Raw genomic sequence first — 26,649 nt, 5'->3', positions numbered from 1 at the left:
GCTCTCCGATGGCCGAGACCCATGTGCTGTTCGTCGAGGACGACGACGTGATCCGCGAGGCCACCCAGCTCGCCCTGGAACGGGTCGGCTTCGCGGTCACCGCGGTGCCGGACGGGCTGACCGGCCTTGAGGCGTTCCGGGCCGACCGGCCCGACATCGCCCTGCTCGACGTGATGGTCCCCGGCCTGGACGGGGTGAGCCTGTGCCGCCGCATCCGGGACGAGTCGACGGTTCCCGTGATCATGCTGTCGGCGCGGGCCGACTCCATCGACGTGGTCCTCGGCCTGGAGGCCGGTGCCGACGACTACGTCACCAAGCCGTTCGACGGGGCCGTCCTGGTGGCCCGGATCAGGGCTGTGCTGCGCCGCTTCGGCCATGCCTCGGGCGACGCGTCCGGCTCCGGCCGGCCGGAGCCCGCGCCGGAGGGCGGGGTGCTGGTCTTCGGGGACCTGGAGGTCGACACCGAGGGCATGGAGGTGCGCAGGGGCGGTACGCATGTGGCGCTGACCCCCACCGAGATGCGGCTGCTCCTCGAATTCTCCTCGGCGCCCGGCACCGTGCTCTCCCGCGACAAGCTCCTTGAGCGGGTGTGGGACTACGGCTGGGGCGGGGACACCCGGGTGGTGGACGTCCATGTGCAGCGGCTGCGCACGAAGATCGGCCAGGACCGCATCGAGACGGTCCGCGGTTTCGGCTACAAGCTCCGCGCATGAGGCGGCCCTCCCTGCGGACCGGGGTCCGTTGGAAGATCAGCATCGCGATCGCGGCGGTCGGGGCGCTGATCGCGGTCGCGCTCAGCCTGGTGGTGCACAACGCGGCCCGGGTCTCGATGCTGGAGAACGCCCGCGAGGTGCAGCTGGAGCGGCTGACGTACGCGCAGCTGCTCTACGAGTCGCGGGGCGCGAAGAAGGCCGATCCCCGGTTCGGGGCGAAGCTGAACGACCCGACGATGCCGCAGAGCCTGCGCGAGGAGACCCGGCGCAACCGCCGCGCCACGCATGTGGACGACTCCGGCGGGGTGCCCGACGTCTGGGCGGCGGTGCCGGTGGGCAACGGGAACGTGCTGTCGCTGCACACCCGGTTCGCGGACCGCTCGGTCACGATCCTGGGCGATCTGGACCGGGCGCTGCTGATCGGTTCGGTCTCGGTGGTCCTGGGCGGTTCGGCGCTGGGCGTGCTGATCGGCGGCCAGCTCTCGCGCCGGCTGCGGAAGGCGGCGGCCGCCGCCGGGAGGGTGGCCCAGGGCCATACGGACGTCCGGGTCAGGGACGCGGTCGGCGGGGTCGTGCGCGACGAGACCGATGAGCTGGCCGGTGCGGTGGACGCGCTGACGGACGCGCTGAACGAGCGGATCGAGGCGGAGCGCCGGGTCACGGCGGACATCGCGCACGAGCTGCGGACCCCGGTGACCGGGCTGCTGACGGCTGCGGAGCTGCTGCCGCCGGGCCGGCCCACCGAGCTGGTGCGGGACCGGGCGCAGGCGATGCGCACGCTGGTCGAGGACGTGCTGGAGGTGGCCCGGCTGGACAGCGCGTCGGAGCGGGCCGAGCTCCAGGAGATAGCGCTGGGCGAGTTCGTCGCCCGCCGGGTGGCGCTGCTGGACCCGCAGGTGCGGGTGCGGGTGGTGCACGAGTCGTGGGTGAACACCGATCCGCGCCGCCTCGAACGCATCCTGGGCAATCTGCTGGGCAACGCCGCCAAGCACGGCTCGACCCCGGTGGAGGTCACGGTCGAGGGCCGGGTGGTCCGGGTCCGCGACCACGGGCCCGGTTTCCCGGCGGCGCTGCTGCGGGAGGGGCCGAGCCGGTTCCGTACCGGGGCGACCGACCGGGCGGGCCATGGCCACGGGCTCGGGCTGACGATCGCGGCCGGGCAGGCGCGGGTGCTGGGGGCCCGGCTGACCTTCCGCAACGCGGCGCCGGAGGGTGCGGCGGCGGGCGAGGGCGGGGCGGTCGCGGTGCTGTGGCTGCCCGAGCACGCGCCCACGGACACGGGCAGCTATCCCATGCTCCAGTTCGCGGAGCAGCGGGTCCCGGAGGCGGAGGACGGCACGCGGGCGAAGCGCGGCGGCTGAGACGGGCGAGGGCCCCCGGGGCGGTGTCGTCCCGGGGGCCCTCGCGTATGTGGCTCAGACCTCCGCGACCGCCGGGGCGGCCTTCGCCTCGGGGCCGGCGCCGCGCAGCGGGACCTCCTTGACGAACAGGGAGGCGACGACCGCGATCAGGCCGACCGACGCGGCGACCGTGAACGCGATGTGGGTGCCGGACGCCACGGCGAGCTCGTACGCCTCGCGGGCCTGTGCGGGCAGCTTGGCGAGGCTCGCGGCGTCCAGCTGGGCGGAGTGCGCGGTGGCCGCGCCGCCGCCGCGGGAGGCCATCTCGTCCTGGACCCGGCCGGTGAACAGCGCGCCCATGATGGCGACGCCGAACGAGCTGCCGAGCGTACGGAAGAGGGTGGTGGAGGACGAGGCGACGCCCATGTCCTTCATCTCGACGCTGTTCTGCGCGACGAGCATGGTGATCTGCATCAGGAAGCCCATGCCGGCGCCGAGCACCGCCATGTAGATGCCGGAGGTCAGCCGGGTCGTGCCGGTGTCCATCCGCGCGAGGAGGAACAGGCCCGCGACCATCAGGATCGAGCCCACGATGGGGAAGACCTTGTACCGGCCGGTGCTGGTGGTGACCCGGCCCGCGACGAGCGAGACGAGCATCATCGCGAGCAGCATCGGCAGGAGCAGCAGCCCGGAGTTGGTCGCGGACGCGCCCTGGACGGACTGCTGGTAGAGCGGCAGGAAGAGCACCGCGCCGAACATGACGAACCCGGTCATGAAGCCGATCACGGACATGAGCGTGAAGTTGCGGTTGCGGAAGATGTGGAGCGGGATGATCGGTTCGTCGGCCCTGGTCTCGACGAAGAGGAAGCCGGCCAGCGCGGCGACGCCGATGGCGATCAGCTCCATGATGACCGCGGAGTCCCAGTCGTACTCGGAACCGCCCCAGGTGGTGACGAGCACGATGGCGGTGATGCCCACGGTGAGCAGCGCGGCGCCCAGGTAGTCGACCTTGCGGGTGGTGCGCTCGCGCGCGGGCAGGTGGAGCACCGTGGTGATCATGACGAGGGCGACGGCGCCCAGCGGCAGGTTGATGTAGAAGCTCCAGCGCCAGCCCAGGTGGTCGGTGAGGGTGCCGCCGACGAGCGGTCCGCCGATCATGGCGATGGCCATCACGCCGGCCATCATGCCCTGGTACTTGCCGCGCTCGCGGGGCGGCACGAGGTCGCCGATGATCGCCATGACGCCGACCATCAGGCCGCCGGCGCCGAGTCCCTGGACGGCCCGGAAGCCGATGAGCTGGCCCATGTCCTGGGCCATGCCGCTGAGCACCGAGCCGATCAGGAAGATCACGATGGACGTGAGGAAGATGCCCTTGCGTCCGTACATGTCGCCGAGCTTGCCCCAGATGGGGGTGGAGGCGGCGGTGGCCAGGGTGTAGGAGGTGACGACCCAGGAGAGGTGTTCCAGGCCGCCGAGGTCACCGACGATGGTCGGCATCGCGGTGCCGACGATCAGGCTGTCCAGCATCGCCAGCAGCATGGCGATCATCAGGGCGAGGATCACCACCCGGACGCTGCGCTGCGGCGGCCCCTGGGGTTCCGCCGGGCCGGCCGGTGGGCCGTCCTTCTTCTCGCCCTTGGCCCTGATGAGATCCGCCATCGTCCCCAGCTCCCCGATTCGTCCCGCTCGCCGAACCCTTACTTGCCGCCCGGCTAGTTATTACACTGAGGGAAGGTAGACCCGTAACTAGCCGGGCGTCAAGTAAGTTTTTGGGAGAGCACCATGGGCAGCACGCCGCAGCCGCGCCGGGGCAACACGCGCCAGCGCATCCAGGACGTCGCCCTGGAGCTCTTCGCCGATCAGGGCTACGAGAAGACCTCGCTCCGGGAGATCGCCGAGCAGCTGGACGTCACCAAGGCGGCGCTCTACTACCACTTCAAGACGAAGGAAGACATCCTCGTCAGCATCTTCGAGGACCTGGACCGGCCGGTCCAGGAACTGGTCGCCTGGGGCAGGGGGCAGCCGCGCACCCTGGAGACGAAGAAGGAACTCCTCCGCCGCTACAGCGAGGCGCTGGCCCACGCGGCCCCGCTCTTCCGCTTCGTGCACGAGAACCAGGCGACGGTACGCGATCTGAGCATCGGCGAGACCATCAAACGCCGGGCCCTGGGCCTGGTGGATCTGATCAAGGAACCCGACGCATCGCTCACCGAACAGGTCCGGTGTTTCAGCGCGCTCTTCACACTGCACGCCGGGCTGATCGCCCTGAAGGATGTCGACAGCGACCCCGAGGAGAAGCGCAGGGCCGCCCTTGAGGTCGCCGTCGAACTGATCGTCCGGGCCCATGACCCGCAGGCCCCCCGGTAGCCGGGGGGCGGGGTCACGGCCTGACCGGAATCAGACCTTGATGCCGTGCTTGTGCAGGAAGTTGACCGGGTTGACCGCCGAGCCGTAGTTCGGGGTGGTCCGGATCTCGAAGTGCAGGTGCGGGCCGCTGGAGTTGCCGGTGTTGCCGGACAGGGCGATCTTCTGGCCCTTCTTCACGTGCTGGCCGATGTGCACGTCGATCTTGGACAGGTGCGCGTACTGGGAGTACGTGCCGTTGCCGTGCGAGATCACGACGGCGTTGCCGTACGCCGGGCCGTCACCGCCGCCGTTCGGGCCGGCCTTGACGACGGTGCCGCCGTGGGCGGCGCCGACCTTGGTGCCGATCGGCACGGCGAAGTCCTGGCCGGAGTGCTTGTGCGCCCAGCGGCTGCCGTCGTTGCCGTAGCCGGCGCTCAGCTCGTAGTGCGTGACCGGCGACTTCCAGGGAAGCTTCGCGGCGGCCTTCTTCTTGGCGGCGGCCTTCTTCTTCGCGGCCGCGGCCTTCTTCTTGGCCTCCTCCGCCTTCTTGGCGGCGGTGTGCTCGGCGGCCTTGCCCTGCGCGGCCGCCTGCTTGGCGACCGAGTCGGCGGTGACCGAGCCGGCCAGGACCGGGGCCTGGGGGGCGTCCGCATGGCCGGCCGCGAACGCAGCGCCCGCACCGAGAACCATCGACGTCCCCAGGCCGGCTGCCACCACGGCGCCACGGACACGGGACACGGACGGGCGGCGGCGGGGCTGGAACGTAACGCGCTTCGACATAAGCGGAAATCCTCCGGAGATGACTGGACCCGGCGGTGCGCCGGGCTGGCCATACCTTGGTAACCCGCACCCCCGCCGGTGCTCAAACACCCCATCTACGAACAAAAGCCGTAGCGATCACCGGGGGAATTCACCGGCCGCGTAACCGGAATCACCCTCTTTAGTGCCGGTCGCCCGATATGCCAAGGGCCCGCTCGCCGGAGGGCGGCAAGCCCCCCGACGCATCGGGCCCGTTTCTCCTATGGCGGCTAGTAGGCCCTGAACGGCCTGTGCGCCTTGTCACCGGCGGTGGGACCGAAGGCCGTCCGTTTCGGGACCTTCGGCCCGGTGCCGGGCGCTACCCCACGGGCAGCGCGGTCACCTTCTTCGCGTGCAGCCCGACCACGGTCTTGCCGCCTGCCGCCAGATACCAGCGGTCGATGTCGCCGGAGCCGTCGTTGTACGTCCACAGCACCTTGCCGTTCGCCGGGTCGAAGGCGTGGACGCCGCCGTTCTTGTCGAACTGGGTCGCCCCGTAGAGGACGTCGCCCACCTTGGCGAACTGCCAGGGGGCGGCCACGTCCAGGCTTCCCTTGTTGTGCCAGTGGCGCTTTCCGGTCGCCGGGTCGGCCGCCCACAGGCCGTGGGCGGTGTCGGAGACGTACAGCACGCCGTCCAGCACGGCCGGGTCGTTGAACCGGCTGTACTTCTCCGTCGCGAAGGACCAGCGCTCCGCGCCCGTCTCCAGGTCGAAGGCGCGCAGCCGCTCGCCGATCGCCACGACGACCAGGCCGTCGTGGACCGCGAAGCCCCGGTTGCTGGTGCGGCCGACCTTCTTCGTCCACACCTGGTGGCCGGTCGCGGTGTCCCGGACCGTGAGGTTCTCGCGGAAGTCGGTGTAGACGAGGCGCTTGCCGACGGCCTGCGCGGTGATGCCGTACTGGTCGGTGCCGTGGTCGCGCTGCTCGCGCCAGACGACCTTGCCGGAACCGGTGGCGATGGCGGCGATCACGTTGTCCGGGGTCCGGAAGTTCTTGTCCAGGATTCCCGCGATGACGTAGACGTGGTCGGCGTCCGCCGCGATGACCCGCGGCTGCGCGTACTCCTTGTCGCCCAGCCGGCTGCGCCAGGTGTCCCGGCCGGTCCTGGGGTCGAGCCCGATGACGTTGCCGTCGTAGCGGGCGCTGGCCAGGTAGAGGGTGCCGTCGGCGATCAGCATGCTCGCGCCGGGGGTGGTCACCTCCGCGCGGGACCAGATCTCCTTGCCGGTGGCCAGGTCGCGGGCCACCAGCGGGTCGCCGGAGACGAGGACCACGTCGTCCACCACGGCGACCCCGGCGATCCAGGCCAGTCCGTCGAAGGTGGTGGCGTGCTGCCAGGCCGGCTCGGGCTTTCCGCCCGGCGCGGGGGCGCCGCCGCCCGGCTTCTTCGAGCCCGAGCCCCCGCCCGGCTCCGAGCCGCCGCCCTCGATCGGCTCCTCCACCGGACCGCAGGCCGCGGTCCCGGCGCCCAGCGCCAGCAGCCCGGCTCCGGCCAGCCCGATCATCCGCCTGCGTGACACTTCGCCTCTGCCCATGGCGTGCCCATCCCCCTTGCCGCTCAACTCTCCGGGGCTCTTCGTTTGCGAACGAAAAACCTTCCTCGGGCAGGACGCCCGAGGCGGGGCCAGATTAACGAGCCGATTTCGGCCAACGCGCGTAGCGAACGCGACCGGGACCCTTCTGTGACGCGGCTGTCACCGTCGCGCATGCGAAAACAAAGAGAGCGCACATACGGAAAAGGAGCGGCCCCGGCCGGTCGAAACCGGTCCGGGGCCGCTCCTTCGGACGTTCGGGCCCTACCGCCCCGCAGGGCGGCGGTGGCCGCTCACGCCTCCTTCGTCATGTTCGGGCCGGCGCCGCCTGCCGCCTGCTCGATCGGCGGGACGTCGGGCAGTGCCGACTTCTCCTCGCCGCGGAAGGTGAACTTCTCGTCGTCGCCCTCGCCCTCGCTGCCGACGACCACGATGTGGCCGGGGCGCAGCTCGCCGAAGAGGATCTTCTCGGAGAGGACGTCCTCGATCTCGCGCTGGATCGTCCGGCGCAGCGGCCGGGCGCCCATCACGGGGTCGTAGCCCTTCCGGGCCAGCAGCTTCTTGGCGTCCGCGCTGAGCTCGATGCCCATGTCACGGTCCTTGAGCCGCTCGTCCACCTTGGCGATCATCAGGTCGACGATCTCGATGATGTCTTCCTGGCTGAGCTGGTGGAAGACGACGGTGTCGTCGACACGGTTGAGGAACTCGGGCCGGAAGTGCTGCTTGAGCTCTTCGTTGACCTTGACCTTCATCCGCTCGTAGTTGGTCTTGACGTCGCCCTGGGCGGCGAAGCCCAGGTTGAAGCCCTTGGAGATGTCCCGCGTCCCGAGGTTGGTCGTCATGATGATGACCGTGTTCTTGAAGTCCACGACCCGGCCCTGGGAGTCGGTCAGGCGACCGTCCTCCAGGATCTGGAGCAGGGAGTTGAAGATGTCGGGGTGGGCCTTCTCGACCTCGTCGAACAGGACGACGGAGAACGGCTTGCGGCGCACCTTCTCGGTGAGCTGCCCGCCCTCCTCGTAGCCCACGTAGCCGGGGGGCGAACCGAAGAGGCGCGAGACCGTGTGCTTCTCGCTGAACTCCGACATGTCGAGGGAGATCAGCGCGTCCTCGTCACCGAAGAGGAACTCGGCGAGCGTCTTGGACAGCTCGGTCTTACCGACACCGGACGGGCCGGCGAAGATGAACGAACCACCGGGGCGCTTCGGGTCCTTGAGGCCGGCCCGCGTACGGCGGATGGCCTGCGAGAGCGCCTTGATGGCGTCCTTCTGCCCGATGACGCGCTTGTGGAGCTCGTCCTCCATGCGCAGCAGCCGGGAGGACTCCTCCTCCGTCAGCTTGAAGACCGGGATGCCGGTGGCGGTGGCGAGGACCTCGGCGATCAGCTCGCCGTCGACCTCGGCCACGACGTCCATGTCGCCGGCCTTCCACTCCTTCTCGCGCTTGGCCTTCGCCGCCAGCAGCTGCTTCTCCTTGTCGCGGAGGGAGGCCGCCTTCTCGAAGTCCTGGGAGTCGATGGCCGACTCCTTGTCGCGGCGGACGCCCGCGATCTTCTCGTCGAACTCGCGGAGGTCCGGCGGCGCGGTCATCCGGCGGATGCGCATCCGGGAACCGGCCTCGTCGATCAGGTCGATCGCCTTGTCCGGCAGGAAGCGGTCCGAGATGTAGCGGTCGGCCAGCGTGGCGGCCTGGACCAGCGCCTCGTCCGTGATGGACACGCGGTGGTGGGCCTCGTAGCGGTCGCGCAGACCCTTGAGGATCTCGATGGTGTGCGGCAGCGACGGCTCGGCGACCTGGATGGGCTGGAAGCGGCGCTCCAGCGCGGCGTCCTTCTCCAGGTGCTTGCGGTACTCGTCGAGCGTGGTGGCGCCGATGGTCTGCAGCTCGCCCCGCGCCAGCATCGGCTTGAGGATGCTCGCGGCGTCGATCGCGCCCTCGGCGGCGCCCGCACCCACCAGGGTGTGCAGCTCGTCGATGAACAGGATGATGTCGCCGCGGGTGCGGATCTCCTTGAGGACCTTCTTCAGGCGCTCCTCGAAGTCACCGCGGTAGCGGGAGCCGGCGACCAGCGCGCCGAGGTCCAGGGTGTAGAGGTGCTTGTCCTTGAGGGTCTCGGGCACCTCGCCCTTGACGATGGCCTGCGCCAGGCCCTCGACGACCGCCGTCTTGCCGACGCCGGGCTCGCCGATGAGGACCGGGTTGTTCTTCGTACGGCGGGAGAGCACCTGCATGACCCGCTCGATCTCCTTCTCGCGCCCGATGACCGGGTCGAGCTTGGATTCGCGGGCGGCCTGCGTGAGGTTGCGGCCGAACTGGTCGAGCACCAGCGAGGTGGAGGGCGTGCCCTCGGCGGGGCCGCCGGCGGTGGCCGCCTCCTTGCCGCCGGAGTATCCGGACAGCAGCTGGATGACCTGCTGGCGCACCCGGTTCAGGTCGGCGCCGAGCTTCACGAGGACCTGGGCGGCGACGCCCTCGCCCTCGCGGATCAGGCCGAGCAGGATGTGCTCCGTGCCGATGTAGTTGTGGCCGAGCTGGAGGGCCTCGCGGAGCGAGAGCTCCAGGACCTTCTTGGCTCGGGGAGTGAAGGGGATGTGGCCGGACGGGGCCTGCTGGCCCTGGCCGATGATCTCCTCCACCTGCTGGCGGACCGCCTCGAGCGAAATCCCGAGGCTCTCCAGGGCCTTAGCGGCGACACCCTCACCCTCGTGGATCAGGCCCAGGAGGATGTGCTCGGTGCCGATGTAGTTGTGGTTGAGCATCCGGGCTTCTTCCTGAGCCAGGACGACAACCCGCCGCGCGCGGTCGGTGAACCTCTCGAACATCGTTAATCGCTCCTCAGAGCGGTCAGGCAGTAAGGGGGCGGTCCCCTCCCTGTCCTTCCGCAGCTTAGTCCCGCAAGCGGGGACCGCTCATTTCAACGGCCGACACTCGGCCCTGCTTCCTGGCGGATACCCGCCCCGAACGCCGACAACTGCTCCAACTCGATGGTGCGAGACGATGTTCCCGCAGGCCAGACAGATACCCGAGTCGCCAGTACGCCGATGGCGAACGTGAGACGTGTATGACTTGCGTGTCGCCCCTCCCCACTAGGGATGTCTTACCCGCAATTACAGACAGTCCATGCGGCGTACGCGGGTTCCCTCCGCTACGGGCGAACATCTTCGTACTCCTGAATGCGCCCGTACGCCCCCAACCCGGACACCCTACGCTGTCGCCCGTAAGCGAGGCGTAACTCCGGGGTCCGGCCGGGCGTTGTTCCGTCATGGCCCTCACCGTCCCGCCGCCCCGCGCCCCGTCGTCCGCCGAGTCCGGCGGTGAGGCTCCGGGCGGGCCGGGGGCCGGCTGGGCCGGGTGGTACGAGCGGGAGTTGGGCTGGGCCGCGGTGGCCGGTCCGCCCGTGCGGCTGCCGACCGGGCTGCGGTTCGACGCGCTGGTCGTCCCCGCCGCGGCGGGCCGGGCTGCGCTGCGGCGGGTGGGCCGGAGCGGTCCGGTGGCGCTGCGGGGGCCACGGCTGGCGCTGCTGGTCGCGCCGGGGAGCGCGGAGGAGCTGCCGGGGCTGCTGGACTGGCTGGAGTGGAGCGGGGTCGCGCTCCCGCTGGCCGGTCTGGGCGCGGGCGGGCGGATCACCGCACCGCCGCCGCCGGGCGTGCCGGTGGAGCCGGGGGCCGCCTCCTGGCTGCGACCCCCCTGGCCGTCACCGGAACAGGACGAGGCGCCGGTTCTTCCGGCCTTCTCCGGCTTCGGGAGCGGGGATGGAGATGCTCCCGACCTCGTCCGGCTCGTGGACGCGGTGGCCGCGGAATGCCACCGGGTCCGGCTTGCTCGCGCCCGGGCGGGCGTGTTCCACGACGAGTCCGCGACTCAGCCGTTGGCCTTCTCGTAGGCCTCACGGATCTCCGCCGGGACGCGGCCGCGGTCATTCACGTTGTGGCCGTTCTCGCGGGCCCACTTACGGATCTCGGCGGTGTCCTTGTTGCCGCCGGAGACGGCGCGGCCCTTGCCGCGGCCCGACGCCGCACGGCCACCGGTACGCCGGCCGTTCTTCGCGTAGGGCTCGAGAAGGGAACGCAGCTTGTCGGCGTTGCTGGTGGTGAGGTCGATCTCGTACGTCTTGCCATCCAGCGCGAACGTCACCGTCTCGTCCGCCTCGCCACCGTCGAGGTCGTCAACAAGAAGGACCTGAACCTTCTGTGCCACCGGATTTCCTTTCATCGAAAATGGAGTACGCGGAAAGGAAACCGCTTTTCCCCGGAAAACACAAACCCTCGGGAGAGGTTCAAGGGCACAACGGGCCGGGAAACGTGCGCGATTCGGACATAGGGATCGCCCAAGTTCCGGCGGTCACAGGTGCAGAAGCATCCGGCTGTTGCCCAAGGTGTTCGGCTTCACTCGTTCGAGACCGAGGAACTCCGCGACTCCCTCGTCATAGGAACGCAGCAGCTCACTGTAGACATCTCCGTCGACCGGCGTCTCTCCGATCTCCACGAAGCCGTGCTTCGCGAAGAACTCGACTTCGAAGGTGAGACAGAAAACCCGGCGGACGCCCAGCCAGCGGGCGGTGCGCAGCAGCTTGTCCAGGACTTGATGCCCCACGCCGGAGCCGCGCAGGCCGTGGTCGACGGCGAGCGTGCGGACTTCGGCGAGGTCTTCCCACATCACGTGCAGTGCGCCGCAGCCGACGACGGCCGCGTCCTCGTCCCGTTCGGCGACCCAGAACTCCTGGATGTCCTCGTAAAGCGTGACCGTGGCTTTGTCGAGGAGGATGCCTTCCCTCACGTAGCCGTCGAGGAGTCGTCGGACGGCCGCCACATCGCTCGTCCGTGCGCGCCGGACGGTGATGGCCACGTTTATAACCGACGGTTCGGTCTGCAAATCGGTTTGCGGAAGCTCAGAGGACATACGCAGACGCTATCGCTCGCCGGCGGGCTCCGGGTCATCGACCGGTTCACCGGCTTCCCCGCCGGGGGGCGGGCCGTCCTCGGGAAGAGTGGGCAGAACGATCCGCATCGCGTCCCGCAGGGCTTCGCGCTGCTCGGCGGACATCATGCCGAAGAAGGCGACCAGCGCGGCCGCCGGGTTGTCGCTGTGCGACCAGGCTTCGTTCATCAGGGCAGCGGCATATGCGGCACGGGTGGAGACGGCCGTATAGCGATATGCGCGGCCCTCCACTTCGCGGCGGACCCAGCCCTTCTGATGGAGATTGTCCATTACCGTCATGACGGTGGTGTAGGCGATGGACCGCTCCCGCTGAAGGTCCTCCAGGACTTCCCGGACGGTGACCGGACGGTTCCATTCCCAGACCCGTGTCATCACGGCGTCCTCAAGCTCTCCCAATTGACGGGGCACAGCGTCACCTTAGTGCCAGATGTCTGGAATGCGCAGCAGTTCGGCACGGCAAAAGGGCGTACGACTCTTCGTGAGTCGTACGCCCTTTCGTTTACGAGGTGCGCCGGGCGCGCCTCCGAGGGGTCAGGCCCCTTCGGTGCGCGGGGCCTGCGGGCCCGCTTCGGCGCGGGTGATCGCCGCGTCCACGGCCGCGTCCTCCTTGGCCTTGTTGGGGCCGCCCTGGCTCTTGACGATCGTCACGACCAGGCCGATGAAGAAGGCGGCCATCACCACGGGGGGCACGAGCGCGGATACGTAGTCCATGCCGTCCAGAGTAGCGAGCCGTTCCCCGGCGCCCCGAGAGGCCCTACCCGGCGGCGCGCTCCGGCGGCCGGGGCACCGGGCGGCGCGGCGGGAAGACCTCCGAGGGCTTCGGGGCCGGGCGCTCGCCGGGCGGTACCGGGCGGACCGGCGCCGGCGGGGTCTTCGGCTTGTCCGGCTCCGCGGCCCGCCCGCCGGGCAGCGCGAGGAGCCTGCTGCGGGGCGCCGGGGCCGTGCGGGCCACCGCCCGCCCGGCGAGCCGGGCGCGTACCGAGCGCTCCGCGAGCGTCCGGCACCGCTCCAGGAGCGCGACGGCGAGCGGGGAGCCGCGCAGCGAGCGCAGTGCGGCCAGGTCCTCGGGGCGGGGGTCGTATCCGGCGGCCAGGGCGTCCTGGAGGAGCTCCAGATAGCCGCCGAGCGAGCCGGGGAGGGCGTCGCGGTAGCGGGCGAGGTCGGCGAGGAGGAAGGCGCGCAGCCGTCCGGCCTCGGCGACGGCGTCGTCCACGCCGCCCGCAAGCCGCAGGCAGTCCTGGACATCCTCGTCGGGCAGGGGCGCGGGGTGCAGGGCGAAGGCGAGGGCGCGTCGGAGCACTCGCAGCTCGTCCGCGCTGAACGCCATACCGCCGCATGATCCGTAGGGCGTGGGCATGAAGCGACAATACGTGCTAAAGGGACAAAATCCTCTTAACTGGCCGTCGCCGGGCGCGGCGGTTCCGGGGCGCGGGCGCGCGCGGAACCGCCGTCCGAAGGCTCTGTGCCGGGGTTTCCCGGGGCCGCCGCTACAGCCGCGACACGTTGCGTTCGTACACCAGGCGCAGTCCGATGAGGGTCAGCCAGGGCTCGTGCTCGTCGATCACGGAGGACTCGTTCAACACCATCGGAGCAAGGCCGCCGGTCGCGATGACGGTGACGTCGTCCGGGTCGGCCGCCAGCTCCTTGCGCATCCGCTCCACGACCCCGTCCACCTGGCCGGCGAAGCCGTAGATGATGCCGGACTGCATGGCCTCGACGGTGTTCTTGCCGATGACGCTGCGCGGCCGGGCCAGCTCGATCTTGCGGAGCTGCGCGCCCCGTACGCCCAGCGCGTCCACCGAGATCTCGATGCCGGGCGCGATGACCCCGCCGGTGTACTCGCCGCGCGCCGAGACCGCGTCGAAGGTGGTGGCGGTGCCGAAGTCCACGACGATCGCCGGGCCGCCGTACAGGTCCACGGCGGCGACCGCGTTGATGATGCGGTCCGCGCCGACCTCCTTCGGGTTGTCCATCAGGATCGGCACCCCGGTCTTGATGCCGGGCTCCACGAGCACGGCCGGGACGTCGCCGTAGTAGCGGCGGGTCACCTCGCGCAGCTCGTGCAGCACGGCCGGGACCGTGGAGCAGATCGCGATGCCCTCGATGCCGTCGCCCAGCTCCATGCCGAGCAGCGGGTGCATGCCCATCAGCCCTTGGAGCAGCACGGCCAGCTCGTCGGCGGTGCGGCGCGGGTCGGTGGAGATCCGCCAGTGCTCGACGATCTCCTCGCCGTCGAAGAGGCCGAGGACGGTGTGGGTGTTGCCGACGTCGATGGTGAGCAGCATCAGGCGTCGGCCCCGTCGGCGTCGCGGAAGTCCAGGCCGATGTCGAGGATCGGCGAGGAGTGGGTCAGCGCGCCGACGGCCAGGTAGTCGACCCCGGCCTCCGCGTAGGCGCGGGCCGAGTCCAGGGAGAGCCGGCCCGAGGACTCCAGGACGGCCCGCCCGGCGGTCAGGGCGACCGCGTCGGCGGTCTGCGCCGGGGTGAAGTTGTCCAGCAGGATCAGGTCGGCGCCCGCCTCCAGCACCTCGGCGAGCTGCTCCGGGGTGTCCACCTCGACCTCGACGGGCAGCTCCGGGAACTCCTCCCGGACCCGCTTGAACGCGGCGGCGACCCCGCCCGCGGCGATGACGTGGTTGTCCTTGACGAGCGCGGCGTCGGACAGCGAGAACCGGTGGTTGACGCCGCCGCCGCAGCGCACCGCGTACTTCTCCAGGGCGCGCAGGCCGGGCGTGGTCTTGCGGGTGTCGCGGACCTTCGCGCCGGTGCCCTCCAGCACATCGGCCCAGGCGCGGGTGGCGGTGGCGATCCCGGAGAGCCGGCACAGCAGGTTCAGGGCGCTGCGCTCGCCGGTGAGCAGGTCGCGGGTGCGGGTGGTGACGGTGAGCAGCTTCTGGCCGGGGACGACCCGGTCGCCGTCCTCGACGTGCCGCTCGACCTCGAACTCGGAGGTGCAGACGATGGACAGGACCGCCTCGGCGATCCGCAGCCCGGCCACCACCCCGGCCTCGCGGGCGGTGAAGTCGCCGGTGGCCATGGCGTCCTCGGCGATGGTGGCGACGGTGGTGACGTCCACCCCGCCGTCCAGGTCCTCCGCGATGGCCAGGTGCGCCACGTCCTCGACCTGGACCGGGTCCAGACCTGCGTCCAGGAGGAGCTGGGCGAGGGCGGGGTCGAGCCCGCACTCCTCGTACTCCTCGCCGCCGCAGCCGCAGCCGCAGCCGTCGCCGCAGCCGTCCGGAGCGGCCGCGGGCGCGCCGACCCGGATCAGCGGTACGTCCACGGGGGTGGGGCGCGGATTCTCTTCGGGCGTGCTCACGGTTACGGCTCCTCGGGTGTGGGGTGGGTGGTGCTGGTCGCGGCGCGGTCCGCCGTCCCGGAGGCGTCCACGGGCCCGAACGCCTCGGTGTCCGTGCGGTCGATCACGAGGCCGCCCTCGGGGTCGAGCCGTACGACGAGGTGGCAGCGCCAGTTCGCGTCGTCGCGCTCGGGCCGGTCCTCGCGCCAGTGGCAGCCCCGGGTCTCCTCGCGCAGCCGGGCGGCGGCGACCAGGACGCGGGAGACCAGCAGCAGGTTGGTGGCCTCCCAGGCCTCGACGCCGGGCACGGCGGGCTTGGCCTCACCGGCCCCGGCCGGGCGGGCGCCTTGGTGCAGCTCCTCCAGCTTCTCGGCGGCGGCGGCCAGGCTCTCGCCGGAGCGCAGCACTCCGGCGCCCCGCGACATGGCGCGCTGGATCGCGGCGCGGGTCTCGGGGGCCAGCAGCGGGGCGGGCGTCCTGGTCTCCTCGACGGGCTCACCGGCGCGCGGCCGGGAGGCGACGACGTCGGCCGCGATGCGCTCGGCGAAGACGAGTCCTTCGAGCAGCGAGTTGGACGCGAGCCGGTTGGCGCCCTGCACTCCGGTGCACGCGGTCTCGCCGCACGCGTAGAGGCCGGGCACGGTCGTACGGCCGCGCAGGTCGGTGCGGACGCCGCCGGAGGCGTAGTGCGCGGCGGGGGCGACCGGGACCGGTTCGGTGACGGGGTCGATGCCGTGGGCCCGGCAGGCGGCCAGGATGGTCGGGAAGCGGTGCTCCCACATCTCGGCGCCGAAGTGCCGGGCGTCCAGGTACATGTGCTCGGCGCCGGTCTCCAGCATCCGGCGGGTGATGCCCTTGGCGACGATGTCGCGCGGGGCCAGCTCGGCCAGTTCGTGCTGCCCGAGCATGAAGCGCGTACCGGAGGCGTCCACGAGGTGGGCGCCCTCGCCCCGGACCGCTTCGGAGACCAGCGGCTGCTGGCCCTCGGAGCCGGCGCCGAGGAAGAGGACGGTCGGGTGGAACTGGACGAACTCCAGGTCCGAGACCTCCGCGCCGGCTCGCAGCGCCAGCGCCACGCCGTCCCCGGTGGAGACGGAGGGGTTGGTGGTGGCGGAGAAGACCTGACCCATGCCGCCGGTGGCCAGGACCACGGCCGGGGCGCGGACCGCGCCGACGCCGTCGTGCTGGCCCTCGCCCATGACGTGCAGGGTGACCCCGGCGGTACGGCCGTCGGCGTCGGTGAGCAGGTCGAGGACCAGGGCGTTCTCGACGGTGTGCAGGGCGGCCGCGCGGACCGCCTCGACCAGGGCGCGGGAGACCTCGGCGCCGGTCGCGTCGCCGCCGGCGTGGACGATGCGGCGGCGGTGGTGGCCGCCCTCGCGGGTCAGCTGTACGGAGCCGTCCTCGGCGGTGTCGAAGCGGGCGCCGGTCTCCATGAGGCGGCGGACCGCGCCGGGGCCCTCGGTGACCAGGGTCCGCACGGCGGCCTCGTCGCAGAGTCCGGCGCCGGCGACCAGGGTGTCGTCCAGGTGCTGTTCGGGGGTGTCGCCCTCGCCGAGGGCCGCGGCGATGCCGCCCTGTGCCCAGCGGGTGGAGCCGGCGTCCAGCCGGGCCTTGGTCACCACCACCGTGGCGAGGCCCGCCGCCGCGCACCGCAGCGCGGTGGTGAGCCCGGCGACGCCGGAGCCGACGACCACGACATCGGCGTCGATGGACCAGCCGGGTGCGGGGGCGGTCAGCCGTATTCCGGTCACGATGTCGCTCCGAAGGTGAGGGGGATGTTGTCGATCAGCCGGGTGGCGCCGACCCGGCCCGCGACGGCCAGGATCGCCTCGCCGGATGTCCGGTCGTCGGGGATCTCGGTGAAGTCGGCCGGGTCCACCAGGGCCACGTAGTCCAGGGCGAGCGGCGGGCTCGCGGCCCCCGCCTCCTCCAGGACCGTGCGGGCGGCGGCGCGCACGGCGGCCGGTCCGGTGTCCGGCCGGGCGCGGGCCACGGCCTGGGCGTCGGCCGCGAGGCGCGGTTCGCCGAGCCGGTCGAGCCCGGCGGCCCGGTCCGGGTTCGCACCGGCCGCCCGGGCGCGGGCGTGCAGCGCCGACTGCGCGGCGAGGCGGTCCCGGGCCGCGAACAGGGCGCGGGACAGGGCGAGCGCGGTGCGGCGCTCGTGCGCGTCGAGGAAGCGGTTGCGGCTGGAGAGCGCGAGGCCGTCCGGCTCCCGGACCGTCTCCACGCCGACGATCTCCACCGGGAAGTTCAGGTCCCGCGCCATGCGCCGGATCAGGGCGAGCTGCTGGGCGTCCTTCTGCCCGTAGAACGCGATGTCGGGGCGGGTGAGGTGGAGCAGCTTGGCGACGACGGTGAGCATGCCGTCGAAGTGGCCGGGGCGCGCGGCCCCCTCCAGGCGCTCGCCCATCGGGCCGGCCGCGATCCGGACCTGCGGTTCGCCGCCGGGGTAGACCTCGTCCACGGAGGGGGCGAAGACCGCGTCGGCGCCGGCCGCGCCGGCCACCGCGAGGTCGGCTTCGAGCGTGCGCGGGTAGCGGTCGAGGTCGGCGGCCTCGCCGAACTGGAGCGGGTTGACGAAGACGGTGACGATGACCTGCCCGGCGGGGCCCGCGTGGGCGCGGGCGGCGCGGATCAGGGAGGCGTGGCCCTCGTGCAGGGCGCCCATCGTCATGACGACGGCCCGCCGCCCCTCGGTGGCGTACGCGTGAAGTTCGGCGGCCGTGTGGAAGAGGGCCGGGGCGAAGGGGGTGGCGGTCATCGGGACTCCTCCGGTCCGTTGCCGTGAGGGCCGTTGCCCGGTGCCGCCCCGTCGGCGAGGGCGACCAGCAGGTCCTCGGCCAGTTCCGGCTTGAGCAGGCCGTGGGCGAGGGCGCGGTCGGCGGTGGCGCGGGCCATCGCGATGTAGCCGGCGACCGTCTGCGGGGCGTGGGCGCGCAGCTCGCCGATGTGGGCGGCGACCGTGCCGGCGTCGCCGCGCGCGACCGGGCCGGTGAGCGCCGCGTCGCCGGAGCGCAGGGCGTTGTCCAGGGCGGCGCCGAGGAGCGGGCCCAGCATCCGGTCGGGGGCGGTGACCCCGGCGGTGCGCAGCAGCTCCATCGACTGGGCGACCAGCGTGACCAGGTGGTTCGCGCCGAGGGCGAGGGCCGCGTGGTAGAGCGGGCGGGCCTCCTCGGCGACCCATTCGGGCTCGCCGCCCATCTCGATGACCAGCGCCTCGGCGGCGAGCCGCAGCTCGTCCGGGGCGGTGACCCCGAAGGAGCAGCCGGCCAGCCGCTGCACGTCCACGGAGGTGCCGGTGAACGTCATCGCCGGGTGCAGGGCGAGCGGCAGGGCGCCGGCCCGCCGGGCGGGGTCCAGGACCTTCGTCCCGTACCGCCCCGAGGTGTGGACGAGGAGCTGTCCGGGGCGGACGGCGCCGGTCTCGGCCAGGCCCTCGACGAGTCCGGGCAGGGCGTCGTCGGGGACGGTGAGCAGGACCAGCTCGGCGCGCGCGAGAACCTCGGCGGGCGGGACGAGCGGGACGTCGGGGAGCAGGTCGGCGGCGCGCCGCACCGAGGCGTCGGAGACGCCCGAGACGGCGACCGGACGGTGCCCGGCGAGGGCCAGGGACGCGGCCAGGGCGGGGCCGACGCGGCCCGCCCCCACCACGCCGACGGTGAGCCGGGCGGGGCGGTCCCTCGCGTCGAGGGGCCCCTGGGGAGCTGTTGCGTTCACACTGCGGGCCTTCCGTTCCAGTCCGCGGGGGGTACCGGACGATTCCTCTGCATGCTACGCCAGCCCCCGGCCCCGCATCCCGGCTGTCCACAGGCTGTGGACAGCCGCTCCGGCCGGGCGGAAACCGGGTGGGCGGCTCCGGCGTTCCGCGCGATGATCGTCCCATGGCAGACATGAGCGCGCAGGGGACGGACGTGGCCGCGGACGGCGGGGCGGACGCGGCGGACACCGAGGAGACCGCGCGGCTGCGCAGGCTCGCCGCCTGGCGGGGCGCCGGCCGGGCCCTGGGCCGGCTCCCCCAGGACCGCACGCTCGGCGAGCAGCTGGCCGCCCTCGCGGCGCAGGCCGGCACGGTCACCGACCTGGGTCTTCCGGCGGACATCTACGGGGACGGGGTCGTCGGCGAGCTGGAGCGCCGGGTCGCCGGTCTGCTGGGCACGGAGGCCGCCGTGTTCTTCCCGACCGGGACGATGGCGCAGCAGGTCGCGCTCCGCTGCTGGGCCGGCCGCACGGGCAACCCCGTCGTCGCCCTGCATCCGCTCGCCCACCCGGAGGTGCACGAGAACGGCGCGCTGGGCGCGGTGAGCGGGTTGCGCACCGTCCACCCGACGACCGCGCCGAGGCTGCCCGCGGCCGACGAGGTCCGGGACTTCCCGGAGCCGTTCGGCACCCTGATGCTGGAGCTGCCGCTGCGGGACGCCGGATTCGTGCTGCCCTCCTGGGAGGAGCTGGAGGCCGTGGTGGCCGCCGCCCGCGACCGGGACGCGGTGGTCCACTTCGACGGGGCCCGGCTGTGGGAGTGCGCCACGCACTTCGGGCGGACGCTGCCGGAGATCGCCGCGCTCGCGGACAGCGTGTACGTGTCGTTCTACAAGTCCCTGGGCGGGATCTCCGGGGCCGCGCTCGCCGGTTCCGCCTCGCTGGTCGAGGAGGCCCGCCTCTGGCGCCACCGGTACGGGGGCATGCTCTACCAGCAGTTCCCGGCGGCGGTCGCGGCGCTGGCCGGGCTGGACCGGGAGCTGCCCCGGCTGCCCGCGTACGTGGCGCACGCCGGGACGGTCGCCGGGGCGCTGGCCGAGGGGTTCGAGGCGGCCGGCACGGGCTGGTTCCGGGTGCATCCGCAGCGGCCCCACACCCACCAGTTCCAGGTGTGGCTGCCGTACGACGCCGACGTGCTGACCGATGCGGCGCTGCGGCAGGCCGAGGAGACCGGCACGGTCCTCTTCCGCCGCTGGTTCACGCCGGACACCGGCGCGCCGGGCACGGCGGTCACCGAGGTGACGGTGACGGAGGCCGGTCTGGAGTGGACCGCCCGGGACGTGCGGGACGCGGTGGCCGCGTTCCTGGACCGGCTGCCCGCGAAGGGCTGAGGAACCGCGGCCCCGGTCGTGGATTGACGGCGGCCGTCAATCGGCGACCGGGTTGTCGGACCCGCCGGGCACCATGGACGCGTGAGCGTCACCATCCACATCGCGGGGCTCGCCCCCGAGCGCATCGTCTTCCGGACCTCCCCGCTGGTCGAGCTGGGGGTGGCGCTGCACGCGCTCTCCGAGCCGGGCCACCATCCGGAGCTGCACGGCTGGGCGACGGCCACCGCCACGGCCCTGGAGCCCGACCTCGCGGACCGGCTGCACGAGGTGGAGTTCCTGTGGCGGAACACCTTCTCGGACATCTTCATGCCGTTCGCCGGCCTCACCGGCGGCGACGGCGCGACGGGCGCCGACCTCGCCGCCGACCTGGACATCCTGGACCGGCTGGACGACGACCGGTTCGTCTCCGCCGCCCTGGAGTTCACCTGCGCCGCCTTCTACGGGACCCGCGCGGCCTCCCCGCTGCGGGACGCCGGGACGCGCGCCCGCGCCCTGGACATGGCGGCGGCGCGCGGGCCGCGCCAGGTGGAGTTCACCCAGCGGCTGCTGGCCGACCCGGCGCCGGTGCGCCGCTGGCTGCGCCGCCTCTTCGAGGACTGCGACCGGGCGTTCTTCGCGGACACCTGGGAGCGGGTGCGCGTCCAGCTGGTGGCCGACGCGCGGCACAAGACGGATCTGCTGCGGCACAAGGGGCTGGCCGAGGCGATCCGGGCGGTCTCCCCCGCGCTGTCGCTGGGCGCGGACGGCGGCACGATCGACGTCGACAAGCTGACCGAGGGGGAGACCGATGCCACGGACCCGGCGGTCGGTCCAGGACTCACGCTGATCCCCACCGCCTTCGGCCGGCCGCACCTGATGGTGCTGCACGCCCCCGGCTGGCGGCCGGTGATCCACTACCCGGTGCACCGGCCCGAGCTGCCCGCGCCCGCCTCGGTGGAGCTGCTGCAACGGCGGATGGAGGCGCTGGCCCACCCGATGCGGATGCGGCTGTGCCGCAACATCGCCCGTTCCCCGTACACCACCGGTGAGCTGGCCGACACCAACGGGATCACCTCGCCGGAGGTCTCCCGGCATCTGGCGGTGCTCAAGAAGGCGGGGCTCGTCACGACCCGGCGCCGGGGCCGGTACGTGCTGCACCAGCTGGACCTGACCGTGGTGGCCCGGCTCGGCAGCGACTTCCTGGAGGGCATCCTGCGCTGAGCGCGGCGCCCCCGCGCCGTTCAGCCCGCGCCGTTCAGCCCGCGCCGCCGCCCGCGCGGACCAGCCCCGTCTCGTACGCGAGGACGACGACCTGCACCCGGTCGCGCAGCGCCAGCTTGGTCAGGATGCGGCCGACATGCGTCTTCACGGTCGCCTCGGAGAGGACCAGCCGGCCCGCGATCTCGCCGTTGGACAGGCCCTGGGCGACCAGCAGCATCACCTCGCGCTCGCGCTCGGTGAGCTTGGCGACGTCCTTGTGCTGCGGTTCCGGCGTGCCGCTGGGCAGCATCGGCGAGAAGCGGTCGAGGAGCCGGCGGGTGGTGGACGGGGCGACGACCGCGTCCCCGCTGTGCACGGAGCGGATCGCGGCCAGCAGTTCGCCCGGCGGCACGTCCTTGAGCATGAAGCCGCTGGCCCCGGCCTTGAGCCCGGAGAACGCGTACTCGTCGAGGTCGAACGTCGTCAGGATCAGTACCTTCGGCGCATCGGGCTGCGCGCAGATGCGGCGGGTGGCCTCGACGCCGTCCAGCCTGGGCATCCGGACGTCCATCAGCACCACGTCCACGGCGGTGGAGCGCAGGATCTCGATCGCCTCCGCCCCGTCACCGGCCTCGGCGACCACCTCCATGTCCGGCTGGGCGGCGAGCACCATCCGGAAGCCGGTGCGCAGCAGCACCTGGTCGTCGACGAGCATCACGCGGATCGCCATCGGGTCCTGTCTCTCCTCGTTCGTCCAGCTCGTTCGGTTCGGCTCGTACGGTTCGGCTCGTTCGTGTCAGCGGTCGGCGGCCTTGAGCGGCAGCAGGGCACTGATCCGGAAGCCGCCGCCGGGGCGCGGTCCGGCGTCCAGTGTGCCGCCGACCATGCCGACCCGTTCCCGCATGCCGATCATGCCGTGCCCCGCGCCGTCCGCGCCGCCGTCCTCGTACAGCTCGTGCGCGGCGCCCCGGCCGTCGTCCTCGACCAGCAGGCCGAGCCCGTCGTCGAAGTAGACCAGCCGGACGCTGGCCCCGGCGTGCGGGCCGCCGTGCTTGCGGGTGTTGGTCAGGGCCTCCTGCACGATGCGGTACGCGGTCAGCTCGACGCCGCTGGGCAGCGGGCGGGCGGTGCCCTCGACCTTGAAGTCCACCTCCAGGCCGGCCTTGCGCACCTGGTCGATCAGCTCCTCGATCTGCTCGACGTCGGGCTGCGGGACGTACTCCCCGCTCTCCTGGGCGTCGCCCGTACGCAGCACGCCGAGCAGCCGGCGCATCTCCGCGAGGGCCTGCCGGCCGGTGCCCGAGATGGTCTCCAGGGCCTGCCGGGCCTGGTCGGGCGCCGCGTCCAGCACATAGGCGGCGCCGTCGGCCTGCACCACCATCACCGACACGTTGTGCGCGACGACGTCGTGCAGTTCGCGGGCGATCCGGGCCCGCTCGGCGGCCACCGCGACCTTCGACTGCGCCTCCCGCTCCCGCTCCAGCCGGGCCGCCCGCTCCTCCAGCTGGTCGAAGTAGGCGCGCCGCGTCCGCATCGAGTCGCCGAGCACCCAGGCCAGCACGAACGGCACCGTCATCACCACGACGACGAACACCGTCTGCGCCCAGCTGCGCGGCACCTCGCCCGCGTCGGGCCAGCGGAGCTGGGAGACCGTGGCCGCGCTCAGGCTGCACACCAGGGAGAGCCGGGAGGCCCAGCGCTCACCGACGGTGGCGACCGTGAACGTGATCACCAGCATCGCGAAGTTCGCCACGGTCGGCCGGACCCCGCAGAGCAGCTGCACCACACCCATCGCGATGGCGAGCAGCAGCATCTTCTCCGGCGCCCGCCGGCGCAGCGCGACGACGAGGCAGAGCCCGACGACCACCGGCACGACCGCGACCCGTTCCAGCGGGCCGCCGCGCCCGGCGTCGTCCACCACGATGGTCATGCCGGAGAGCCCGAGGAGGAAGACAGCCCAGAAGCTGTCCACACCCGTCGGGTGTCTGCGGATGAAATCGTAGAGGCGCTGCACGTAACCCAGCGTAAAGAAGGTCAACGGGTGCCGGGTCAGCCGAAGGGTCGATCCGGGTCTCGGGACCCTACTCCCCAAGGTGGAGACTGGGAAACGTGAGGGATGAGTGGCGCGGGTGGCAGGAGGCGGCCGAAGCCGCGCTCTACGGTGACGAGGGCTTCTACCGGCGCCCCGAGGGCCCCGCGGGCCACTTCCGTACCTCGGTGCACGCCTCGCCGCTGTTCGCCGCCGCCGTCGCCCGGCTGCTGGTCGCCACGGCGGCGGAGCTGGGCACCCCGGAAGTGGACCTGGTGGACATGGGCGCGGGGCGCGGGGAGCTGACGGCCGGCGTCCTCGCCGCGCTTCCCGCCGAGGGCGGCGCGGACCTGGCGGTACGGGCGTACGCCGTCGAGCTGGCCGACCGCCCGGAGGGCCTGGACCCCCGCGTGCGGTGGTGCGCGGAGCCCCCGGACGGGGTGCGCGGGCTGCTGTTCGCCAACGAGTGGCTGGACAATGTGCCGCTGCCCGTCGCGGAGACCGACGCGGACGGCGTCGAGCGGTACGTCGAGGTGCGCGTCCGGGACGGCGCGGAGCGGCTGGGCGCGCAGGTCGCCGGGGCGGACGCGGCGTGGCTGCGGCGCTGGTGGCCGTCGGCCGGTCCGGGCAGCCGGGCGGAGATCGGCCGCCCGCGCGACGAGGCGTGGGCGGCGGCGGTCGCCACGGTGTCCGCCGGGCTCGCGGTGGCGGTGGACTACGCGCACGTACGCGGGCGGCGGCCGTCCTGCGGGACGCTCACCGGATTCCGGGCCGGCCGCGAGGTCCGTCCGGTGCCGGACGGCAGCTGCGACCTGACCGCGCACGTGGCCCTGGACGCCTGCGCGGCGGCGGCCGGTCCGCCCGCCGTGCTGCGCACCCAGCGCGAGGCGCTGGCGGCCCTGGGCGTCGCCGGCACCCGCCCGCCGCTGTCCCTGGCCACGACGGACCCCGCCGGCTACGTCCGCGCGCTGGCCTCGGCGGGCGAGGCGGCGGAGCTGACGGCCGCGGGCGGCCTGGGCGACTTCGGCTGGCTGGAACACCGCAAGCGGAATCCGGGCCCCTGCGGCGATTGAGGAGCGGGGTCCGGGGCAGGGCCCCGCGGCGACGGCGCGCAAGGAATACTGGCCTCCATGACGGAGACGACCATCGGCATCGGCGGCGCGGCCGAAAGCACCGACATGGTGCTGAACATCGGCCCGCAGCACCCCTCCACGCACGGCGTGCTCCGCCTCCGCATCGTCCTGGACGGCGAGCGCGTCCAGCACGCCGAACCGGTCGTCGGCTACATGCACCGGGGCGCGGAGAAGCTGTTCGAGGCGCGCGACTACCGCCAGATCATCATGCTCGCCAACCGCCACGACTGGCTGTCCGCGTTCTCCAACGAACTGGGCGTCGTGATGGCCGTCGAGCGCATGCTCGGCATGGAGGTCCCCGAGCGCGCGGTGTGGACCCGCACCCTGCTCGCCGAGCTGAACCGGGTCCTCAACCATCTGATGTTCCTCGGCTCGTACCCGCTGGAACTGGGCGGGATCACCCCGGTGTTCTACGCGTTCCGGGAGCGCGAGGAGCTGCAGACCGTGATGGAGGAGGTCTCCGGCGGCCGTATGCACTACATGTTCAACCGGGTGGGCGGCCTCAAGGAGGACCTGCCGGCCGGCTGGCTCGGCCGGGCGCGGGACGCCGTCGCCGCGGTCCGCTCCCGGATGGACGTGTACGACGAACTGGTCCTCGGCAACGAGATCTTCCGGGGCCGCACCCGGGGCGTCGGCGTGCTGTCGGCCGAAGCGGTGCACGCGTACGGGGTGTCGGGGCCGATCGCCCGCGCCTCGGGCGTCGACTTCGACCTGCGGCGCGACGAGCCGTATCTGGCGTACGGGGAGCTGCGGGACACCCTGAAGGTCGTCACCCGGACCGAGGGCGACTGCCTGGCCCGGTTCGAGTGCCTGCTGGAGCAGACGCACAACGCCCTGGACCTCGCGGACGGCTGCCTGGACCGGCTGGCCGGGCTCGCGCCGGGACCCGTCAACCAGCGGCTGCCGAAGGTCCTCAAGGCGCCGGAGGGCCACACGTACGCCTGGACGGAGAACCCGCTCGGGGTCAACGGCTACTACCTGGTGTCCAAGGGCGAGAAGACGCCGTATCGGCTCAAGCTGCGGTCCGCGTCGTTCAACAACATCCAGGCGCTCACCGAGCTGCTGCCGGGGACGCTGGTCGCCGACATGGTGGCGATCCTGGGCTCGCTGTTCTTCGTCGTCGGCGACATCGACAAGTAACTCCGCCGACTCCGTCGACGCCGCGTCAGGAGATCGCGCTGCGCAGCTCCGCGACGTCCAGCTGTTCCGTCTCGTCGTGCGCGGTGAGGTCGATGACCTTGCCGACGGCGCGCTCCCGGGCCGTGTCCGAGCGGTGCGCGGCCAGCGCCTCCTCGCCGACCACGTCGGCCAGGTCCTCGTCCTGCACGGACTCGATCGCGGCGCGCTCGGCGGCGGGTTCGACGGTGGGCGGCGCCTCCTTCTGCGTACCGAAGAAGTCGAAGCCGCCCTGCGGGACCGCACCGCGGCGGGGGCCGGCGTACGGGACGACGGCGCTGGCGGCCGGCACCGGTCGCGTGGCCGGGACCGGGCGGGAACGCTCCTCGGCCTGCCGGTTCCGGGCCTCCCCGGCGACGCGGCGGGCCTCGTCGGCGGCGCGCCTGGCCTGCTGGAGGGCGGCGTTGCGCGGGAGGTCGGCCAGCGCGCGGGCGGCGCGGGCGAACGCCTCCGGGGTGGGCGTGGAGCGGGCGGGGGGCAGTTCGCGGGCGGGCGCGGACGCCTCGATGGCGAGCTGCCTGCGGCTCTCCAGGACGCCGGCGCGCTCGGTCTCGGCGTTGGCGTACCGCCGCAGGAGCGCGGCGTGTTCGCTGCGCAGCCCGGCCAGCTCCACCCGCTTGCGGCGCAGCTTGGTCTCCAGGCGGGCGCGGATCTCGCGCGCCTCCTCCAGGTCGGACTCCAGCTCCGCCGCGCGTTCCTCGGCACGCCACTCGTCGCTCGCGCGGGCGCGCGTCAGCTCGGCGACCCGGCGGCCCGCCTCGCGGTCCCAGCCGCGCATCAGGACCGCGCCGGTGACGGCGGCGGCCGCCGCGACGGCGACCAGGGCCCGCAGGACCATGGGTTCGGTCGGCAGCCAGGCGCCCGCGGCACAGAGCACCGCCGCTCCGGCGACTGCCGAAGGCGGAAGGATTCTGTGCAGTGGGGGCGAATGGCGGTGGCGTCCACGTGGCATGGCCCGAAATTTACCGTGTGCGCGGCGTACTTGGGGAGCCGCCCGTCAATCCGTGCCCGGTAAGTTACCCGGCGGCTCCCCCTTGCGGGTGTTCCGGCCCGTTCCGGGGCCCGTTCACCGGTG

At 72.7% G+C, this 26,649-nt stretch carries 25 protein-coding genes; 8 read left to right on the top strand and 17 right to left on the bottom strand.

What is annotated here, in order from left to right; genetic code table 11:
• Window positions 1–8: 8 nt before the first annotated feature.
• Together cseB and cseC are read left to right on the top strand one after the other, a co-directional pair.
• Entirely contained in the window at window positions 9–713 is a 705-nt protein-coding gene (gene cseB / locus DNK56_RS02840) for a two-component system response regulator CseB (RefSeq protein ID WP_111330128.1), read from the top strand.
• Window positions 710–2,074, top strand: a complete 1,365-nt coding sequence (gene cseC, locus DNK56_RS02835; protein WP_111330127.1) for a two-component system sensor histidine kinase CseC — start codon at window positions 710–712, stop codon at window positions 2,072–2,074. Before cseB ends, cseC begins: the two co-directional genes overlap by 4 nt.
• Window positions 2,075–2,128: 54 nt before the next feature.
• On the opposite strand, the gene DNK56_RS02830 is transcribed toward cseC, so the two are convergent.
• Window positions 2,129–3,712 (bottom strand): MDR family MFS transporter, encoded by a 1,584-nt coding sequence (locus DNK56_RS02830; RefSeq protein ID WP_111330126.1) that lies wholly within the window; start codon window positions 3,710–3,712, stop codon window positions 2,129–2,131.
• Between the two features lie 123 nt (window positions 3,713–3,835).
• Here DNK56_RS02830 and DNK56_RS02825 point away from each other — a divergent pair, with 123 nt between their 5' ends.
• On the top strand, window positions 3,836–4,420 hold the full coding sequence (locus DNK56_RS02825; protein WP_111330125.1) for a TetR/AcrR family transcriptional regulator: 585 nt from the start codon (window positions 3,836–3,838) through the stop codon (window positions 4,418–4,420).
• A 30-nt stretch (window positions 4,421–4,450) separates the two neighbouring features.
• On the opposite strand, the gene DNK56_RS02820 is transcribed toward DNK56_RS02825, so the two are convergent.
• The 3 genes from DNK56_RS02820 to DNK56_RS02810 all read right to left on the bottom strand — a co-directional run bounded on the left by DNK56_RS02820 (window position 4,451) and on the right by DNK56_RS02810 (window position 9,553).
• Window positions 4,451–5,179, bottom strand: coding sequence for a M23 family metallopeptidase (locus DNK56_RS02820; RefSeq protein WP_111330124.1), 729 nt, complete (start codon window positions 5,177–5,179; stop codon window positions 4,451–4,453).
• 337 nt (window positions 5,180–5,516) lie between these two features.
• Window positions 5,517–6,734 (bottom strand): outer membrane protein assembly factor BamB family protein, encoded by a 1,218-nt coding sequence (locus DNK56_RS02815; RefSeq protein ID WP_446750448.1) that lies wholly within the window; start codon window positions 6,732–6,734, stop codon window positions 5,517–5,519.
• A gap of 290 nt (window positions 6,735–7,024) precedes the next feature.
• Window positions 7,025–9,553, bottom strand: a complete 2,529-nt coding sequence (locus tag DNK56_RS02810) for an ATP-dependent Clp protease ATP-binding subunit (protein WP_111330122.1) — start codon at window positions 9,551–9,553, stop codon at window positions 7,025–7,027.
• Window positions 9,554–9,993: 440 nt separating this feature from the next.
• On the opposite strand from DNK56_RS02810, the gene DNK56_RS02800 reads away from it, so the two are divergent.
• Window positions 9,994–10,614, top strand: a complete 621-nt coding sequence (locus DNK56_RS02800; protein WP_111330121.1) for an SCO3374 family protein — start codon at window positions 9,994–9,996, stop codon at window positions 10,612–10,614.
• Here the strand turns inward: DNK56_RS02800 and DNK56_RS02795 are convergent.
• The 10 genes from DNK56_RS02795 to DNK56_RS02750 all read right to left on the bottom strand — a co-directional run bounded on the left by DNK56_RS02795 (window position 10,593) and on the right by DNK56_RS02750 (window position 18,687).
• Entirely contained in the window at window positions 10,593–10,928 is a 336-nt protein-coding gene (locus DNK56_RS02795) for a histone-like nucleoid-structuring protein Lsr2 (protein WP_018102272.1), read from the bottom strand. The two genes, DNK56_RS02800 and DNK56_RS02795, sit on opposite strands and share 22 nt — an antisense overlap.
• Before the next feature lie 144 nt (window positions 10,929–11,072).
• A complete protein-coding gene (locus tag DNK56_RS02790; RefSeq protein ID WP_111330120.1) occupies window positions 11,073–11,630 on the bottom strand; it encodes an amino-acid N-acetyltransferase in 558 nt (185 codons plus the stop codon).
• Window positions 11,631–11,639: 9 nt separating this feature from the next.
• Window positions 11,640–12,077 (bottom strand): BlaI/MecI/CopY family transcriptional regulator, encoded by a 438-nt coding sequence (locus DNK56_RS02785; RefSeq protein ID WP_111330119.1) that lies wholly within the window; start codon window positions 12,075–12,077, stop codon window positions 11,640–11,642.
• A gap of 123 nt (window positions 12,078–12,200) precedes the next feature.
• Window positions 12,201–12,380, bottom strand: a complete 180-nt coding sequence (locus tag DNK56_RS02780) for a hypothetical protein (RefSeq protein ID WP_111330118.1) — start codon at window positions 12,378–12,380, stop codon at window positions 12,201–12,203.
• 43 nt (window positions 12,381–12,423) lie between these two features.
• Window positions 12,424–12,996 (bottom strand): hypothetical protein, encoded by a 573-nt coding sequence (locus tag DNK56_RS02775; RefSeq protein WP_111330117.1) that lies wholly within the window; start codon window positions 12,994–12,996, stop codon window positions 12,424–12,426.
• Between the two features lie 160 nt (window positions 12,997–13,156).
• Entirely contained in the window at window positions 13,157–13,954 is a 798-nt protein-coding gene (locus tag DNK56_RS02770; protein WP_111330116.1) for a type III pantothenate kinase, read from the bottom strand.
• Window positions 13,954–14,988: a carboxylating nicotinate-nucleotide diphosphorylase gene (nadC, locus tag DNK56_RS02765; RefSeq protein ID WP_111330115.1), complete on the bottom strand. Its 1,035-nt coding sequence runs from the start codon at window positions 14,986–14,988 to the stop codon at window positions 13,954–13,956. Before nadC ends, DNK56_RS02770 begins: the two co-directional genes overlap by 1 nt.
• 2 nt (window positions 14,989–14,990) lie before the next feature.
• Window positions 14,991–16,721 carry an L-aspartate oxidase gene (locus DNK56_RS02760; protein ID WP_111330114.1) on the bottom strand — a complete coding sequence of 577 codons (1,731 nt, stop codon included), beginning with the start codon at window positions 16,719–16,721 and terminating at the stop codon, window positions 14,991–14,993.
• A complete protein-coding gene (gene panC, locus DNK56_RS02755) occupies window positions 16,718–17,731 on the bottom strand; it encodes a pantoate--beta-alanine ligase (protein ID WP_111330113.1) in 1,014 nt (337 codons plus the stop codon). The genes DNK56_RS02760 and panC overlap by 4 nt, the downstream gene beginning before the upstream one ends.
• Entirely contained in the window at window positions 17,728–18,687 is a 960-nt protein-coding gene (locus DNK56_RS02750; RefSeq protein ID WP_111330112.1) for a Rossmann-like and DUF2520 domain-containing protein, read from the bottom strand. The genes panC and DNK56_RS02750 overlap by 4 nt, the downstream gene beginning before the upstream one ends.
• Before the next feature lie 164 nt (window positions 18,688–18,851).
• Between DNK56_RS02750 and DNK56_RS02745 the strand changes: the two genes are divergently transcribed.
• Together DNK56_RS02745 and DNK56_RS02740 are read left to right on the top strand one after the other, a co-directional pair.
• Window positions 18,852–20,057, top strand: a complete 1,206-nt coding sequence (locus tag DNK56_RS02745) for a threonine aldolase family protein (protein WP_111330111.1) — start codon at window positions 18,852–18,854, stop codon at window positions 20,055–20,057.
• A gap of 81 nt (window positions 20,058–20,138) precedes the next feature.
• Window positions 20,139–21,257 carry a DUF5937 family protein gene (locus DNK56_RS02740; RefSeq protein ID WP_111330110.1) on the top strand — a complete coding sequence of 373 codons (1,119 nt, stop codon included), beginning with the start codon at window positions 20,139–20,141 and terminating at the stop codon, window positions 21,255–21,257.
• A 34-nt stretch (window positions 21,258–21,291) separates the two neighbouring features.
• On the opposite strand, the gene DNK56_RS02735 is transcribed toward DNK56_RS02740, so the two are convergent.
• A complete protein-coding gene (locus tag DNK56_RS02735) occupies window positions 21,292–21,966 on the bottom strand; it encodes a response regulator (protein WP_111330109.1) in 675 nt (224 codons plus the stop codon).
• 66 nt (window positions 21,967–22,032) lie between these two features.
• A complete protein-coding gene (locus DNK56_RS02730; protein WP_111335384.1) occupies window positions 22,033–23,250 on the bottom strand; it encodes a sensor histidine kinase in 1,218 nt (405 codons plus the stop codon).
• 95 nt (window positions 23,251–23,345) lie between these two features.
• On the opposite strand from DNK56_RS02730, the gene DNK56_RS02725 reads away from it, so the two are divergent.
• Both DNK56_RS02725 and DNK56_RS02720 read left to right on the top strand, forming a co-directional pair.
• A complete protein-coding gene (locus DNK56_RS02725; RefSeq protein WP_111330108.1) occupies window positions 23,346–24,338 on the top strand; it encodes an SAM-dependent methyltransferase in 993 nt (330 codons plus the stop codon).
• A gap of 57 nt (window positions 24,339–24,395) precedes the next feature.
• On the top strand, window positions 24,396–25,538 hold the full coding sequence (locus DNK56_RS02720) for an NADH-quinone oxidoreductase subunit D (RefSeq protein WP_111330107.1): 1,143 nt from the start codon (window positions 24,396–24,398) through the stop codon (window positions 25,536–25,538).
• A 25-nt stretch (window positions 25,539–25,563) separates the two neighbouring features.
• Here the strand turns inward: DNK56_RS02720 and DNK56_RS02715 are convergent, their stop codons facing one another.
• Window positions 25,564–26,526, bottom strand: coding sequence for a hypothetical protein (locus DNK56_RS02715; RefSeq protein ID WP_199563903.1), 963 nt, complete (start codon window positions 26,524–26,526; stop codon window positions 25,564–25,566).
• Between the last annotated feature and the right edge of the window lie 123 nt (window positions 26,527–26,649).

This window comes from Streptomyces sp. AC1-42W, from assembly GCF_003248355.1.
In the GTDB taxonomy this organism is placed as follows: Bacteria; Actinomycetota; Actinomycetes; order Streptomycetales; family Streptomycetaceae; genus Streptomyces.
The sequence above is the reverse complement of the archived record's forward strand: the minus strand, read 5'-3'. Positions and strand labels throughout refer to the sequence as shown.